Source organism: Millionella massiliensis (assembly GCF_900104655.1).
Classification (GTDB): domain Bacteria; phylum Bacteroidota; class Bacteroidia; order Bacteroidales; family Rikenellaceae; genus Rikenella; species Rikenella massiliensis.
Map to the genome: position 1 here is coordinate 702,983 of NZ_FNWD01000002.1, position 17,170 is coordinate 720,152.

A 17,170-nucleotide genomic window follows, 5' to 3' on the forward strand; every position below is an offset into this window, starting at 1 on the left:
CCAACCGATGCACCGCCCTCCCGACACATACACGGTCCTCGGGGAGAACGCTCATTTGCACTCTTTCCGGCACAAAAATCTTCACCCATAGAGGGCAAAAAAACAAGTACAACTACAGGAGAAGTACCCTGATTTTCCTCTCCACGCAACTATAACATTCAGGAGTCACACTCCTGACATAAAGCCGCTATGGAGCGACGTAAAGATGCTTTACCGATCCGAAAACACCTGTTCCGCACGCCAGTTCCAACCACCTTCGATTTCGACCGGCACCAGCCAGAATCAATGTCCCAGGAGTTGTTTCACCTCCTCTTCAGACGGCACGTGGCCTTTGATCCGCACCTCACCGTCGACCACCACCGCCGGCGTTGTCAGAATCGGATACCGCATCATTTCGACCACATCTTCCACTTTCGACAACTGCACGTCGAGTCCCAACTCGCGGACCACCTTTTCCACGACCCGATAGGTCGCTTTGCACCGGGAACACCCGGGACCCAAAACTTTGATTTCCACAGGATTTAATGTTTTATGAGATTACACATTTAAGTTCAGAAGTAGATCACCACACAGTAGTAGAGGCCGACCAACAGAAAAAGTACGCCCGCCAGTCGGTTGAGCCACCGTTGCAGGCCAACCAACCGTCCGTACAGCGTTCCGATTCGCTGGACGCTGAACGCCAGCACCCATGCCACGACCAACACCGGAAGCGCCGTAGCCACGGCAAAGACCACCGGCAGCAGATAACCCGCCGTGGCCCCGGCGGCCATCGGGATCAGCATTCCGAAGTAAAACAATCCACTGGTGGGACAGAAAGCCAGAGCAAAGAGCACCCCGACCAGCAGGGCTCCCCATCCGCCACGCCGAGCGATCCCCTCGGCATGGCCGTCAAAGCCGAACTTCGGTAGTTTGAGCCGCTCTCCGAAGAGCATGAACAAGCCGATCAGCACCAATGCCGGTCCGATCAGCCGCTCGCCCCAAAGCGCCACGGCCTGTTGCACACCGAACATGCTCGCCCCGCTGCGGAGGATCAGAATCAGCACCGCACCAAGCCCGGCATAGGCCAAGACACGCCCCAACGTATAAAGCAATCCGTTTCGGAAGATCCGCCGCCGGCTCTCGATGTCGCGACCGATGAAGCCCACAGCGGCAATATTCGTAGCCAGCGGACAGGGCGAAAGAGCGGTCAGCAACCCCAACAGGAGGGCTGCCACGATCGGCGTCGAGCTGTTGTCCAGCCAAGTCTGCAACCACTCCATACGACTACTCCTCCAGCATGCGGTTTACAGCCTCGACCACTCCCCGGCGAAACTCCTCGGGCGATTTGCGAGCCTTGCCGAAAGCAAACGAAGTCATGTCGCGCGTCGCCTCCTCTCCGCCACGGTGGGCCACCACCAGCAACGAAGACCAACTCACACCATATTTTTCAACCAAAGCAGCATTCTCCTCACGGCTGATGTCGATCATCCGAAGCACCACCGTCCCCGCGCGCAGCCGATCGGCCAGAGTCGTCTCGACCGCCGTGCGGGTCTCCTTTTCAATAGCCAGACACGTAGCGCATCGCTGCTTGCCGTAGAAGTAAAGCAGCTCGACACTATCAGCCGACCCGGTAAAAGGCTTTGCCACGGAAGGTTCCGAAGCGTTTCCACCCTCGGCCAACGTTGCGGCCTCACCGCACACGCTCTCCGAAGTACACGATGCACGGTCCTGCGAACCGGACGATCGACCGCACGATATGTGTACAACAGCCAGCATCGCCAAAGTCATCACCCATCTTGTTTTCATCTGTTTTCGATTTAACGGTTATTTGTATGTAGTTCGCCAAACTACGAACATTATATCTAAAAAAATTTGCCAGGCCACCATCCGGATTATTTCGAGCAACACTCTCCGCCACGACAGGGCGCCTGTCCCAGGAAACGCCCGAAAAGCTGACGTGCCCGCTCCCAGTTTTCGCGATTGATACAATATTTCACTTTGGGGGCTTCGATTTCACCCTGAATCAAGCCGGCCTCCTTGAGTTCCTTGAGGTGCTGCGACACGGTGGCCTTGGCTATGGGCAGCACTTCATGGATGTCACCGAAAAAACAGCTCTGCTGCCGGAGCAAAAACTCCAGAATGGCAATACGGGTCGGGTGCCCCATCGCTTTGGCCCATCGGGCGATCTGTTCCTGTTCGGTCATCACGTGTCTGTGGTTACGCTCGGGTTACGCTCGTTCCGGCAATCATGCCGGGATTACTTGTTCGCAAAATTACGAACAATCTGCAAAAATGCAACCCCCACACCGAAAAATTATCACTGGTCGAACAATTCGCTTTCTCACAAGGCGTCTCAAAACCACCCAATAGTATCCTTTCACAGAAACAACGCCCTCGGGCACCTGCACATTCAGATACCCATTTTCCCCTTCATTACACCGCCCTCCTGTCACCACCATTTCCAAACACGGGTCCCACTTAGAACCGTTTCAACCTCCCCCTCCTCGGCCGCGAAAACCGTTTCCGACAACCGAACTCACATCCCGTCACTTCTTCGACAGCACAATCCTCTTTTTAGACAATAAGCCCCGACGATTCTGGAGAAATTCACTATATTCGCAAATTAACTTACCGATCGGAGAACCGCACCGGGAACGATGCTCTCTTTGCGGCAGCCCCGACACCTGTACCCCCTGAAACCCCATAAAATTAATATATGCTAAACAAACTCTTTACCCCACTGTTGCTGCTTGCCGCACTGGCCGGCAGCCAATCCGCCGCGGCGCAGAAAGACATCCACCGCGAAAACACCGAATGGGCCAACTTCTGGATGGAAAACGTCAATCAGGACGACCGTCCGCACGTACTTTTTATCGGAAACTCGATCACCCAGCGCTATGCACCGATCGTGGCCCAGACCCTCAAGGACAAAGCCTATTTTTCGCGACTGACCACCTCCAAATCGCTCGGTGACCCGCTCTACCTGCAGGAAGTCGAGATGGCCCTCTCGCACAACCGCTACAGCGTGATCCACTTCAACAACGGGCTGCACGGACGCGACTACACCGAAGACGAATACATCCGCGACTTCGCCAAACTCTACAAACTGATCCGCAAGTACGCCCCCGACGCCAAACTGGTCTGGGCCACCATCACCCCCGTACGCAATGCCACGCAGCTCGACCGTTTCGAACCTTTCAACGATCGGGTAGCCGAACGTAACCGCCGCGTACTCCGCTTTCTCGAAGGCAAAGGGGTGATCATCAACGACCTGAACGCCATTTTGGCCGACCGGCCCGACCTTTACGACACCGGCGACGGCATCCACCCCAACGGCCAGGGCACCCAAATGCTCGCCACGCAGGTTGCCAACACCATCCGTCCCCTGCTGGAACAATAAATCCGTCTTACTATTAAATTGATAATACGAAAACACCCCCGGAGGAACCCCTTTTCCCTTCGGGGGTTCCACACTGCCATCGTGTTTACCAACACCCCCTCCATGAAACATCGCTATACCCTCGCCCTAAGCCTGCTTATCGCCCTGACCGGATGCCGGCAGAAAGAGTTGTCGGAAGCCGTCTATAACCAGGGGCTCAACCTGATTCCCGTTCCGCAGCAAGTCACCCCGCAGAACGGCCGCTTCGAACTGACCCGCGGCACACAGATCGCCCTCTCGCACGACTCGCTGCAACCCGTGGCCAACTTCTACGCCGAGAAGATGCGCCGCTCGACCGGTCTTCCCCTCGAAATTACGGAAGAGGCACTATCCGGCAACCTCATCCGACTGGCCATCGACCCGACGGTCGGCACCTCGCCCGAGGCCTACCACCTGCAAGTGACCCCTGACAGCGCCACCCTCACCGCCCCCACCCTTCAGGGCCTCTTCTACGGCATGGCCACCTTCATGCAGCTGCTCCCCGCCGAGATCGAAAGCCCCGAGACCCTCCCCAACTGTCGATGGAGCGCTCCGGCCATCGACATTCAGGACCAGCCGCGCTTCCCCTATCGCGGTCTGATGATCGACGTGAGCCGCCATTTCGTCAGTGTCGACGGGCTCAAAAAACACATCGACATGCTCGCCACGCTCAAGATCAACCGCCTGCACCTCCACCTGAGCGACTACCAGGGCTGGCGCGTCGAGATCAAGAAATACCCCAAACTCACCGAAGTAGGCGGCCGACGTATCGACGAATACGGCAACGAATACAGCGGCTACTATACGCAGGACCAGATCCGTGACCTGGTCAGCTACGCCGCAGAGCGTTTCATCACCATCATCCCCGAGATCGACGTCCCGGGCCACAGTCTGGCCGCCATTGCCGCCTATCCCGAACTCTCCTGCACCGGCGAACAGTATCCCGTCATGAACCGCTGGGGACCGTTTCCCGTCGTTTTCTGCCCCGGCAAAGAGGCGATGTTCGAACTGCTGGACGGCGTGTTTGCCGAATTGAGCCAGCTCTTCCCGAGCGAATACTTCCACATCGGCGGCGACGAGTGTCCCAAAGAGGTGTGGAAAGAGTGCCCCCACTGCCAACAGCGAATCCGCACCGAAGGGCTGTACGGCGATGCCCAGCACCCGGCCGAGCATAAACTCCAGAGCTACGCCATCTCCCGCTGCGAACAGATTCTCCACAAGTACGGCAAGAAGATGATCGGCTGGGACGAGATTCTGGAAGGCGGTCTGGCCCCCAACGCCACCGTGATGTCGTGGCGCGGCGAGAGCGGCGGCATCGCCGCCGCCATGATGGACCACCCGGTGATCATGACCCCCACCAGTGGCGGCATGTATCTGGACCACTACCAGGGCGATCCGCAGGTCGAACCCTTCGCATGGGGAGGATACGCCCCGATACGCACCACATACAGTTACGACCCCGTACCCGACACACTGGTGAAAATGGGTAAGGCCAACTATGTGCTCGGCGTACAGGCCAACGCATGGTCCGAATGCATGTATACCGAAGAACTGGTCGAATACCGCGTCTATCCGCGTATTCTGGCCGTTGCCGAGACCGGCTGGTCGGACCCCGCCCGCAAGGATTTCGACGACTTCTCGCGCCGGCTCAACAACGCCGCCGTGCGCATGGACCTCCACGGTCTGAACTACCACATTCCGCTGCCCGAACAACCCGGCGGTTCGCGCAACCACATCGCCTTCACCGACACGACCAGTGTCGCCTTTACCACCTCCCGACCCATGAAGATGGTCTACACACTGGACGGCAGCGAACCGGGTCTCGAATCACCCGAATACCGTTCGCCGCTCCATTTCGACGAATCGGCCACGATCCGAATCCGCAGCGTGCTGCCCTCGGGACGGATGAGCCCCGTGCGCACGGTCGAAGTCGAACGTCAGAGCTTCCGCGACGCTCGTGACGCCGAACCTGCCAACCCGGGACTGAAACTCCGCTTTGCACTGCAACGCTGTCTGTACGCCAAGGAGATCGACGGCATCAGCGAGTGGAAAGACAGCACCCTGTCGGCCATTGAGCCCATCGTCCGCCTGCGAACCAACCCCTACCGCAATGTCGAGTTTTACGTGGCTGTGGCCGAAGGCTACCTCTACATCGAGCAGGACGGTATCTACGAGTTCACGACCAACAATACCCGGGCATGGATCGGCGACCGGATCGTAGTTGACAACGACGGTAAACCTCAAATCAACTCGAAATACGGCCGTTCGCTGGCACTGCGCAAGGGGTGGCACCCCTTCAGGGTCGAGGAGATCACCAACTCGATCGGCGGCTGGAGTGCTCAGCACCGCAACGACGGCTCGGTATCGATCCGACCGGCGGGTGAGTCGAAGTGGACCAAAATCACGGGCGACCGCCTGCGTTTTGACTAAACCATCTTTCTACCGACCGATCGGTAAAACCGTTGACAGAACGCTTCGACAGATCGCATCAGTCCGCATTCTTCATCCATTCCGGATCGACAAAAGGGGTACCACCGCACCTCTCTTCATGGGATAGCGGGGTACCCTTTTTAACAGGTAAAAAACGATTCCCTGTAATCCAAGAGGTAAAGAAGATACGAAAACCTCAACTTGTGATGTCAATATGCCGAACGCGCTGCCTAAAGAAAACGATACGATTTGTAGAAAACCGTATTTTCTGCCCAAAATACATACACATGAAAAAAGAGACTATTATATGGATGGGAGCCGGACAAATCGGACTGGCCATCGTACGACGAATCGCTTCCGGCCGGAAGATAATCATCGGAGACCAACGCAAAGTCAACGCACAGATTGCTGCCGATCAGCTAAATCATACTGGGTTCGACGCCGTAGCATTGGAAGCAGACCTTTCGTCACGAGAGTCCATCCGTTCAATCATATCCGAAGCTCAGCAGTACGGCGATATCCGATATTTGGTGAATGCAGCAGGAGTATCTCCGAGCCAGGCATCCATTGAAACGATATTGAGGGTCGACCTGTACGGTACTGCTGTCCTGCTGGAAGAAGTCGGCAAGGTTATTGCAGCCGGCGGAAGCGGCGTAACGATCTCCAGCCAATCGGGCTACCGTATGCCAGCCCTCACGCCGGAAGAGGATAGGTTACTGGCCACCACTCCAACAGAAAAACTACTTACGCTGGATATGCTGCAAACGAAGAATATTCGGGACACCTTGCATGCATATCAGATAGCCAAGCGATGCAACGTGAAGCGGGTAATGGCTGAGGCTGTCAAATGGGGCACACGCCATGCCCGACTCAATTCTATCTCTCCGGGTATCATTGTCACTCCACTGGCAATCGATGAGTTCAACGGTCCAAGGGGGGAATTCTATAAGAATATGTTTGCCCAATGTCCTGCTGGACGCCCCGGTACAGCGGACGAAGTGGCACACGTAGCAGAATTGCTGCTAAATGAAAAAGGTGCATTCATTACGGGATCGGATTTTCTGATCGACGGTGGAGCCACAGCCTCGTATTTTTACGGACCGCTTCAACCGAGAAACATCGTATAATAAACCTCCATCTTCTCCCCGCCTATACACTGCTACTTCGGGCACTCTCCGCATAGCCTAACTAAGACAAACGCCCCTGTAAATACACAATATACCTGTACAGCCGCAGAATGTAGTGCATTCTACGGCTGTACAGGTATTTGAGATAAGCCCCACCCCGAGGGCCCTCACCTTGAAGTGTGTTCGCTACCAAGTCTTGTTCCACCGAACAATCGCCCCGATTTACATATCATTTTTGAAAATCGTCAGCTCATCCATGCTCTTCGGATCGGTCCAATAACGGAAATATTCGATTTCGAACTCTCCGCCTTGATCCTGATCACTCGGCAGACCCCACCAGGTCGGAAAAGCCTCGCTGTCGAAGTTGATCGTCTCGGGCGAATGCCAGTAGTCGTTTTTCCGCCGCCGGATCTCCTGACCGTCGACATACCATACCAGTTCGTCTCGCGTCCACTTGAAACCCGCCACGATGGTCCGGTCGGGCCACGGTACGTCGCTCATGTGCGCCACGTGGTCGCTGATCTGTATCCCTTGTGGTTTGAGGATATAATGCGACGTGGCAAAATAGGTTCGCGGATAGGTCGAATCGGTGTCGTGCCGGCCACAAATTTCAAAAATATCGATCTCTTCCTGTTTGACCGAATCCTGGATATAGAGCCAAAAGGCACTCGAAAGAGCCGACCGCATCGGCCTGCAACGAATCTCGAAGAAACCGTACAACACCTTGTGCGTGCTCTGCACGGCAGCCGACGTAAAGGTATGGTACCCCTCCGGAGCATCCTTAACCTCCTCGCGGCGCCCTGTCAGGATCAACATACCATCCTCGACACGCACGTTTTCGGGACGGAAGAGCGACGGTTGGCGACCGGTCCAGGTGGGATTGTGGTCGAACCATTTGGTCGTATCGAGCGACGTTCCGTCGAATTCGTCGCTGATTGCCTCGTTATAGACCCATCTTTCGGGGCCAGCCGGCGCCATCGGCATCGGTCGTGCCGACTCCGTCGTCGAAGAGCAGGCGACCAATGTCCCCGCCAACCAAGCCACAAGACCAACACGAAGCCCAATCCGGGCTTTCTGTCCAAGTAAAAACTGTTTTTTCATACAAAATACATCTATGGGGTTTTCTACAAAGATATCCTCTTTTTCCCGAGAACCTTACCAAGCTGCTGTACATTAAGCATAAAAAATCCTAACTTTACCGGACCCAAACCCAAATCCGTCATGAAACCCCACCATCGCTACCCCGCCCCTCCCCGGTCGGAATGTTCTGCCACACAACATGTGGTCAGCCCTGCCCACTCCCACACTAACTGCAACGACACATCCGATCCACATTCGCCCGCCCCGAAGCCAGCCTTCCGTTTCAGCCCCGACAGGACACAGCTCCACCACCGAATGACCATCTTTCTGCTGCTCATCGTTGCGTTCGCTCTTCTGCACACCCCCACCGCGCGAGGCCAACGGCTCGAAACCCTCCTCAGCGGCTCCACGAAGGATTGGAAAGTGTGGCTCGACCAAAACGCGCCATGGCAGGAAGACACCCTCTACCTGCCCCAGGAAATGAACCTCGAACGACTCCCCATCCACGCCCCCACCTGCGGCTGGGACAGCCTCTACACCCGCAAAGGCAAGGCCTGCGCAGTGCCCACCACCGTCGAACAGCAATTCGGGACCGCCCGAGACTGGACCTACCACGGCGTCAGCTGGTTCTGGCGCGAATTTCACCTGCCCGACAACTGGCAGGGCCGCAAAGTGCTACTGCAAATCGAACAGTTCAACCAGCGCATCGAAGTCTTCGTCAACAACCGGCTGGTTGGCTACGACGCCGTCGGGATGCTGCCCTATCAGTGCGACGTAACCGCAGCCCTGCGGTACGGTGCGACCAACACCCTGGCCATCCGCGTCACCTCACCGGGCGGGACTCGCGGCTGGGAAGACTTCAAGGAGGTCAAATGGGGTAACCAGCGCGTCCTGCCGACCAAAGACTACTCCGGCATCGGCGGCCGCGTCCGCCTGACCGGCGTTTCCAACCCCTACATTGCCGACATCTTCGTCAAGAACCTGCTGCCCGCCCTCGGCAACCGCATTGAGATTCAGACCACCGTCGAAAACGACCGTCCGGACGACATCCCGACCGACTATCGCGTGAGCATCATCGAGCGCAGCAGCGGTAAAACCCTCTTCCAACACCAATACGCCTGCGTACTCCAATCCGGGAGCAACACCCTGCGTCGGACAATCACCGTTCCCGAGGCTGAAGTATGGTCGGCCAGCAATCCGGCGATGTATGACTGCCGCATCGAACTGGGTGCCCCTTCGGGCGACGCACGCACACAATCCTTCGGATTCCGCGTCTTCGAAATCCGCGAAACCGACGGTAAACACGACTTCTATCTGAACGGTCAGCGGCTGCGGCTGCGCAGCGCGATCGACTGGGGCGTTTATGCCTTTAACGGACTCTTCCCTACCCCCGACGCCGCCGAACGGTCCATACGCGGAGTCCGTGCCGTCGGCCACAACAGTCTGAACTTCCACCGCCGTATGGGCGATACCCCGCTGTTCGAAAATGCCGACACGCTGGGTGTCTACCTCTACGAAGAACCGGGCTCGTTCCACAGCGGTGGACAACTCTACAACATCGACAACGACCGGTTCATGCGCGGCCAGATGTTCGAACGCCTGCGCCGACTGGTGCTCCGCGACCGGAACCACCCCTCGCTGCTGATCTACTCGCTGGCCAACGAAGACCTGGAATGGACGCCAGCCCGCGAAATGGGTATGCGCATCATCCACCGAATGGACGACAGCCGACTGATTCTGAACTCGTCGGGAGGCAACAACGGACAGATCTACAAAAACGGTCAATACCACATTCCACCGTACGGCGACCGGATTCGCACCGACTATGCCGACCACCACACGGCTCAATCGACGATTCAACTGATGGAGAGCGACCTGTGTCCGACCTCCGAGCACAACCACCACTCCGTGGCCGACTCGACCATTCTCTACTGGGGCGAGATGCGTTGCTACGCCGGGACGTTCAACTACCCGCTGCTCGACCAACAGGGAGCCGCGTGCGGAGGCTACGACCGCCCGATCTACCAATCGCAGAGCCGGAAACTGAACGACCTGTTCGACCGATGCCGCTTCGGCCTCGAAGACGACAGTCCGATCCGCAGCGTCTTCGACATCACGCGACAGGCCGGGAAAGGCCAGTACTACACGAACGGCCGTCTGGGGCAGGTGGTCATGACCAACAACCATACCGACGGATATGCCCAGAACGGCTGGTCACCGGGTCCGGACATGCCGGACGAATGGGCCTCAGCCATCCTCGACCAAAACCGGAACCTCAATGCTCCAGCCGAAGAGATGGCCTACTGGAACCGTCCGCTGCAGGTGGCTATCCTGCGTCAGAACGGCAAGTATTTCGACGTCGGCGACACTGTAGCCGTACGGGTCTGCCTGGTGAACGAAGGCATCCTTCCGGCGGGTGATTACGAATGGTCACTGCGGATCGAAGACGGAGCCGGACGCGTCCAACTCCAAACCGAACCGCAAACGATACACGTCGCAGCGGGAGCCGTTTTTGCCCAAACCCTGGCCGACCGCTACGCCTTCACCACGGCAGCAGGCTGGAGATCGGGCTACATCACCATCACGGGCCAACTGCAACAGCATGGAAAGACCGTAGCCGAAGGCGTAGAACAGGTGCTGCTGCGCAACCGTCCCTCGCAGGGCGAACGGTTCGAAGGATGCCGTATAACGGTGATTGACTGGCCGGCCGCCACCCAGGCTCTGACCGACACAGGGATCGCTACAAGCCAAACGCTCAACAACTCCACCCAACGAAACGATCGCGCCCGAACTCTATTCCTGGTCGGGAAATCAGCAGACCGAAGCACTCTGGAGCCAATTTTACGTGAAGTACGGAACGGTGCCGATCTGATTCTGCAAACGGATTCGCTGATGGGCGAACAACTCTATCGGCTCGGACTGCTGAACCAACGCATCGAGGTATGGGGCGGTACCCAAACGGGACACTGGAACGGCAACGGCAGTTCATACATCGAATGTTTCGCCGGCCAACGGGCCTTTGCCACGGCACACACCATCAGTACCCGGTCGTGGGAGGCAGAAGGTGAGCCACGTGGATTCTATCCCTTCTCGAGCCGCCATCCATTGCGTCTATACGGCGTATATGTAGCCAACCAATTCGAACGAAACCCGCTATTCCCCGAAAGCAAAAACGTACTGGTCACCTATGGCGAAATCAGCTACGGACGGGGACGGATCCTGCTGAACAGTTCCTATTGGGTGGATGAAGCGACGGTTTTCTCCGATCTGCTTTTCTTCAACATGTTGGCTCACTACGGTTTGGAGAACGACGATGAACAACCGGGACCGGTTCCCAGCGTCCCAACAAACGCCACAACACAGGAGGCGAAACACTAAAAACTGAGCCGGATGGAGACCTACTAAGTCTCCATCCGGCCCTCTCATATCATTCTTTTCAATTTCACCCTTTCCCTCCACCGATACCGTTTTGACAGCGAACTCCCGCAGGTACATTTTTTACAGCCCGGGAGTTCGCTTTATTTTTCGTACGCCATATTCTTCTTCGTTGAAAGGAAATACTCGCTTCATTTTCTCCAATCGATAACCTGCGACATTATATTTTGACAATCACACCGAACGTCGGAATGATCGTCCCGCCAACTTCGTTCGGATAGGTCACCATTTTGTAGTGTCCCGGTCGCGACGGATCCAGCACATAGGCCCCCGTGGCATCGCGTTCGGGCATCAGTCCCGGCTGACCGTAAGCCTTGTAATTATACAAGTTCTGAATGTCCAGATAAATACCCAGTGTCCAACGTCTGAAATACCAGGTCTTGTCGACCCGCAGGTCGAGTTGATGAAACACCGGCAACCGTTCGCTGTTGACCAGCGAATAGTCCAGCACCGGTTGGTGCGTAGCGTCCCACGAAGCGACGCTCGACGACAGCTCTACATCATAGGGGGTATAGGGTGCTGCTCCCGCAAAACGCCACCGCACTCCTACATCCCATCCACGTGGCAGGCTCCGCATCAACACGAGCGACACCAGATGACGATAATCCCAGTTCGACGGAGTCCACGCTCCCCGCGGAGCCGGTGTCCCACTCTCCCACCGACGAAAATCAGAATAATAGTAAGTATAGGCAGCCGTGAGCATAAAGCCCCACAAGTCGTCATTGCGGTACTCCAACTCGAGCCCGTAGGCACGCGCCAGACCATCCGAAACAGCAGCCTCGGCCCCCACGGGAAAGACCTCGGAGCCTTTCGATCCGATAGCCGTGCTGTCCACCAGCGACATCGGATGGTCACGATAGTATTTGTAGAACCCCTCCAGCGACACACGCGAACGGGCATTGGGTTCATAGGCCACGCCGACCGTCACCTGGTCGCTCTGGATGTAGCGCAAACGATCACGGTTGACCAGTTGATCGTTCTCTCCCCGGTACCCCATCGAAGTATAGGCCGGCTCCTGGAAATAACGGCCCGCGCTGGCCGAAATCACCCACTTCCGGACAGGCCGGTAGCTGATCCCCAACCGCGGCGAGAGTTGCTGCAACGGATTGGCCATACGGTCGGAATAGCTGTTTCCGTCGAGCCTCAGTCCCAGGTTGACATGCAGTTTGCCTTCGGCAATCGACTTGTCGACCGAGGCAAAGGCCGCGTAACGCACCAGCGACAGATCGGTCGAATAAATATCGTCCACCTCCTGACCATTGAAAGAGAGCCGGCGGAACGTGTGGTTGTCGTAAGCTGCACGCTGCACACCGCCCCCGGTGCTGAGCGAAAAGCCACGCCCCAGGTAGGTATCGTAATCGGCACGCAACTTGATCTCGTCCTCGTTGGAGCGGTAGTCGATGTTTTTGCCCTGCGCTTCGTCGTTGTTTTGCCACTTTTGGAGACTGTTATTCAAGTGGTTGGTACTGGCCACGAGATTCAACGAACCGTTATCCGTATAGCGGGTGTAGACCGCTCCGAGCACGTAGCTCCACTGATCGTTTTCGGGCAGATAGTCGAGAATCTGCTGACGATCGGGCTCCAGATCCTTCATCGAGAAATTCAACCGGTTACGATCCCACGATCCGAGCCCGATAATGTAGAGGTGGTTACGACTGTCGAAATGGTGGGAATATTTGATCTGGGCATCGTTGTAAGTGGGCAGGAAAGGCAGTTCGAGCAGGCTGAAAAGCACCTGAAGGTAACTTTGACGAACCGAGGCGATAATGTTGCCCTTCTTGCCAACCGGCGAATCAACAGTCAGCGCCAGATCCGAAGCGCCGACCGTGGCCCGAAAGTGGAACTTGTCGGCATTGCCTTCGGTCATGCGCAGATCGAGGATCGAACTGAGGCCCGAGCTGAGGCTCACCGGGAAGGTCGACGTGTAGAGACGGGCTGCGCTGAGAAAGTCACTGTTGACAATGCTGGCATTTCCGCCGGTAGCTCCCTGTGTAGTGAAGTGATTGATAATCGGAATCTCGATGCGGTCGAGATAGAATTTGTTTTCGTTGGGTCCGCCGCCGCGCACGATCAGGTCGTTGCGCTGGATAGGCGTGGCAACCACTCCGGGCAGATTCTGAAGCACCTTCGAGATGTCGCGCGTACCTCCGGGACTTTTTTCGATCTGCTGAAGGCTGAGCGACCGGTTGCCGAGGGGTTGGTTTTCGGCATGACGCCGCATACGGCCGCTTACCTTCACTTCTCCGGTTTGCGTGGCCACCGACTCCAGCACGACATTCACCCGGCTCTCCTGGGCGACCGTCACCAGGAACGAAGGGGTGATCTGTTCGCGATACCCTACACTGGCCACCTGCAGACTGCGATAGCCAGCCGGCACCCGCTCGATCCGGAAATGGCCGGCCGAGTCGGCAATCGCACCGATCGAGGTTCCGTGGACAATGACCTGCGCAAAGGGAACCCCTTCATGCGTAGCGGCATCAGTCACCGTACCGCGCACCGATCCCCGCGGTTGATCTCCACCCTGGGCATACAGGCCCACAGGCATCAACAATAATAGAAAGAGTTGGATAAATTTTCGCATAGGCAAAACATCTAATTTAGTCAACTGACAAAAGCCGTTACAACGATCCACATCGCAGATTTTCGTACCGTTCTTTCGGGTTTTGCACAACCACCCGACGCATCATCTTCGGATATTCTTTTACAAACGCCCCAAAGACTCCGACAACGTGATTACAGAAATGATCAGAAAGATACAAAAAATAGATAAAAAATCCGTTTTTCATCCCTTTCATCCACTTCACCATCGCCGTTTTGGCCCTCGCTTCTCCAAACGACGACAAAATTAACGGTTCATCCCGGCATTTCGAAGCCCGCCAGCAAAGATTCGGGTATCGGATTCTCGTCGTGCTCTTGTAAAAATAAAAATTAATACATAACTTGCTGATGTACAATACCGTTAGAATCACCCGCAAACTACAGTAAGCCCACTCCCGATACCCCAACCGGAAAAGAGTATTGTAACGGCTGATTTTTAGACGATTGCACGAGAAATTGCGCAGAAAGGAAGACCGACCCGAAGAATTTGTCTAACACCGTAAAAATAACAAAATCATGAGGAAAACCTGGTTGTACGCCGTATCCGCCCTGCTGTTTTTCAGCTGCGCCTCGAACAACAAAACGACTTTCCGAACCGATTTTTTTGAAGTAAAAATCAATCCGGAAGGTTACCTCGTCGAATTCAGCGACCCGTCTCGCCACAACTTCAGCCCCAAGGAGAAACCCTCACCGCTGATGACCCTCTACGATGACCAGACCGGCCAGTACTACTACCCGCAACGGGCCGACTACAACGCCGAGCAACAGGTGATCCGGCTGGAGTATCCCAACGGCGCCATCGCCTCCGTAAAAGTCGAAGAGAAAGGACAGTATCTGAAACTGACCCTTGAATCGCTCGAGAATCGTGACGGTATCGATGCCATTGCCTGGGGCCCCTTCGCCACCAGCATCTCCCAGCACATCGGCGAAACCGTAGGCGTGGTGCGCGACAGCCTCTATGCCATCGGCGTGCAGGCCCTGAACCTCTATACCACCGAAGGGCAGCCCCACCTGGGTGACGATGCCGGCGGCGGTTTCTACGTCGACCCGCTCCCCGGACAGGAGGTGCCCGACGAATACAAAGACAAGATCGGACAGAAGATCGACCCGATCAACGTCAACGAAACCGGCGACATGCCCGATTTCGTCCGCCAATGGCGGGGCAGTGCGGCCGCCAAAACACCCTACGGCAGCGACATCCAATTCTTCGCCCGCGACTGGCGCACGGGCCGCACCGTTGACCTCTACGGCCGCCGCCAGCAGATCGCACCGCTGGAACAGGACTTCGTCGGCAGTTCCATCGCCCTGTTCGGCGTTCCCACCGCCCAGGTGCTTGACGTGATCGAGACCATCGAACTCAACGAAGGACTTCCCCACCCCGAAATCAACGGCGTATGGATCAAACGCCTCCCGCTGAACAAAGCCTACATGCTCTACGAAGGCGGCTCGCTGGACAACGCGCTGAACTATGCCGACTCCTGCGCCTTCGACCTGATTCACATCGGCGACGTATTCAAGAGCTGGGGTCACTTCGACCTCCACACGTCGCGATTCCCGGACGGCGCTCCGCAAATCAAGGCCTTCACCGACCGGGCCCGTCAGCGCGGCAAGGAGATCGGCGTCCACACGCTGACCATGTTCACCTCGCAGCATGACCCCTACGTAACGCCCGTCCCGAGCGACAGCCTCTGCATCGCCGGCAGCAGCCAGCTGACCCGCGACATCAGCGCCACCGATACTGAAATCGAGATCGAATCGCCGGAATTCTTCCGCAACCCCGACCTCACTCACACCGTCAAGATCGGGAAAGAACTGATCCAGTACCGCGAAGTATCCGCCGAAGCCCCCTACAAACTGCTGAACTGCACCCGCGGCCAGTTCGGTACCCAACCCGCAGCCCACACCAGCGGCACACAGGTCGACAAACTGGTCAACGACAGCTACAGCGGCTTCTACCCCGACATTCACCTGCAGAATCGTTACGCCGACCGTCTCTCGACCGTCTGCAACGAGACCGGCATCGGTCTGATGGACTTCGACGGCTATGGCGGCGGTTCGCCCACCGGCCACGGCGTCTATGGCGCCGGCCTCTTCGTCGACCGTTGGTACAAGGGGTTAGACCATTACCGCTTAACCTGCGGTGCCGGCACCTTCCACTACTACTGGCACATCTACTCGTTCATGAACTGGGGTGAACCCTGGTACGACAACCTGCGCCAAAGCCAGGTCAACTACCGCACCGACAACCAGCGTTACTTCGAACGCAACCTGATGCCCGGCATGCTGGGCTGGTTCAAACTCGAACCGACCTACCGTCCCGAAGACATCGAATGGATCCAGGCCCGCAGCGCCGCCTTCGACGCCGGTTATCTGCTGCGCGTCGATGAAGGCATCGAACAGAACGGATTCAAGAGCACCCTCTTCAGCGCCATCCGCGAGTGGCAGCAGCTCCGCAAACTCGGACTGTTCACCCCCGAACAGCGTGAACAGATGAAAGATCCGAACCACGAATACCATCTCGAAAAGAACGGCGACAACAGTTGGCAACTCTATGACGTGACCCTCGACGGCAACCACGTCCACAAATTCCGCTCCGTACAGACCGGCGAACCGCTGCTCAGCAAATTCACGTTCCAGAACCCCTACGAAACGCAGGCCGTACAGTTCTACGCCACCATCCTGCCGGGCGAGAAAGGTACCGGCGAGATCCGCAACCTTCGGATCGATGTAGCCGGAGCAGCCAGCATCGAGATTCCGGCCACCCTCAAGGCCGGCGACAAGATCTACAGCGACGGCCGTTCGGTTTATGTCTGCGACGGATGCTGGAAACCGCGCGCCCAATATCCGCTTCCGGCCACCAGCCTGTGGAGCAAGGGCGACAATACGGTGACCGTACAGTGTGACTTCTCATCAGCGACGGCACCGGCCATCGAACTCGAATTCAAGGCGCTGGGCAACCCGCAAACCATTACCGCCCAGAAATAGACGTCTGCTGACGAGATTCTCATTCCCGGGTCTATTCGGATCAGCAGGAGGTGGAACGCGCTCCCAAACCCACCGTTCCACCTCCTTTTTTAATGCTCGTTCTATTGCCCCTATCCTA

11 protein-coding genes are annotated in these 17,170 nt (G+C 56.8%); 5 read left to right on the forward strand and 6 right to left on the reverse strand.

Features of this window, described 5'->3' with window-relative positions:
• Positions 1 to 282: 282 nt before the first annotated feature.
• From BQ5379_RS02955 to BQ5379_RS02970, 4 genes are all read right to left on the reverse strand, one after another.
• Positions 283 to 516 carry a thioredoxin family protein gene (locus tag BQ5379_RS02955; protein ID WP_071134058.1) on the reverse strand — a complete coding sequence of 78 codons (234 nt, stop codon included), beginning with the start codon at positions 514 to 516 and terminating at the stop codon, positions 283 to 285.
• Positions 517 to 551: 35 nt separating this feature from the next.
• Positions 552 to 1,259 (reverse strand): aromatic aminobenezylarsenical efflux permease ArsG family transporter, encoded by a 708-nt coding sequence (locus BQ5379_RS02960; protein ID WP_071134059.1) that lies wholly within the window; start codon positions 1,257 to 1,259, stop codon positions 552 to 554.
• 4 nt (positions 1,260 to 1,263) lie between these two features.
• The gene (locus tag BQ5379_RS02965) at positions 1,264 to 1,785 is read right to left on the reverse strand and encodes a nitrophenyl compound nitroreductase subunit ArsF family protein (RefSeq protein ID WP_235846026.1); all 522 of its coding nucleotides are present in this window, start codon (positions 1,783 to 1,785) and stop codon (positions 1,264 to 1,266) included.
• An 86-nt stretch (positions 1,786 to 1,871) separates the two neighbouring features.
• Positions 1,872 to 2,183, reverse strand: coding sequence for an ArsR/SmtB family transcription factor (locus BQ5379_RS02970; protein ID WP_071134060.1), 312 nt, complete (start codon positions 2,181 to 2,183; stop codon positions 1,872 to 1,874).
• A 512-nt stretch (positions 2,184 to 2,695) separates the two neighbouring features.
• Between BQ5379_RS02970 and BQ5379_RS02975 the strand changes: the two genes are divergently transcribed.
• The 3 genes from BQ5379_RS02975 (at position 2,696) to BQ5379_RS02985 (ending at position 6,954) form a co-directional block, all read left to right on the forward strand.
• The gene (locus BQ5379_RS02975) at positions 2,696 to 3,379 is read left to right on the forward strand and encodes an SGNH/GDSL hydrolase family protein (protein ID WP_071134061.1); all 684 of its coding nucleotides are present in this window, start codon (positions 2,696 to 2,698) and stop codon (positions 3,377 to 3,379) included.
• Between the two features lie 102 nt (positions 3,380 to 3,481).
• The gene (locus BQ5379_RS02980; protein ID WP_071134062.1) at positions 3,482 to 5,827 is read left to right on the forward strand and encodes a family 20 glycosylhydrolase; all 2,346 of its coding nucleotides are present in this window, start codon (positions 3,482 to 3,484) and stop codon (positions 5,825 to 5,827) included.
• Between the two features lie 287 nt (positions 5,828 to 6,114).
• Positions 6,115 to 6,954 (forward strand): SDR family oxidoreductase, encoded by an 840-nt coding sequence (locus BQ5379_RS02985; protein WP_071134063.1) that lies wholly within the window; start codon positions 6,115 to 6,117, stop codon positions 6,952 to 6,954.
• 222 nt (positions 6,955 to 7,176) lie between these two features.
• On the opposite strand, the gene BQ5379_RS02990 is transcribed toward BQ5379_RS02985, so the two are convergent.
• Positions 7,177 to 8,055, reverse strand: coding sequence for a family 16 glycosylhydrolase (locus BQ5379_RS02990; RefSeq protein WP_083377547.1), 879 nt, complete (start codon positions 8,053 to 8,055; stop codon positions 7,177 to 7,179).
• 294 nt (positions 8,056 to 8,349) lie between these two features.
• Here BQ5379_RS02990 and BQ5379_RS02995 point away from each other — a divergent pair, with 294 nt between their 5' ends.
• Entirely contained in the window at positions 8,350 to 11,412 is a 3,063-nt protein-coding gene (locus BQ5379_RS02995; protein WP_071134065.1) for a glycoside hydrolase family 2, read from the forward strand.
• 217 nt (positions 11,413 to 11,629) lie between these two features.
• Here the strand turns inward: BQ5379_RS02995 and BQ5379_RS03000 are convergent, their stop codons facing one another.
• Positions 11,630 to 14,050: a TonB-dependent receptor gene (locus BQ5379_RS03000; protein WP_071134066.1), complete on the reverse strand. Its 2,421-nt coding sequence runs from the start codon at positions 14,048 to 14,050 to the stop codon at positions 11,630 to 11,632.
• Positions 14,051 to 14,583: 533 nt separating this feature from the next.
• Here BQ5379_RS03000 and BQ5379_RS03010 point away from each other — a divergent pair.
• Positions 14,584 to 17,052: a hypothetical protein gene (locus BQ5379_RS03010; RefSeq protein ID WP_143039376.1), complete on the forward strand. Its 2,469-nt coding sequence runs from the start codon at positions 14,584 to 14,586 to the stop codon at positions 17,050 to 17,052.
• Positions 17,053 to 17,170: the final 118 nt, after the last annotated feature.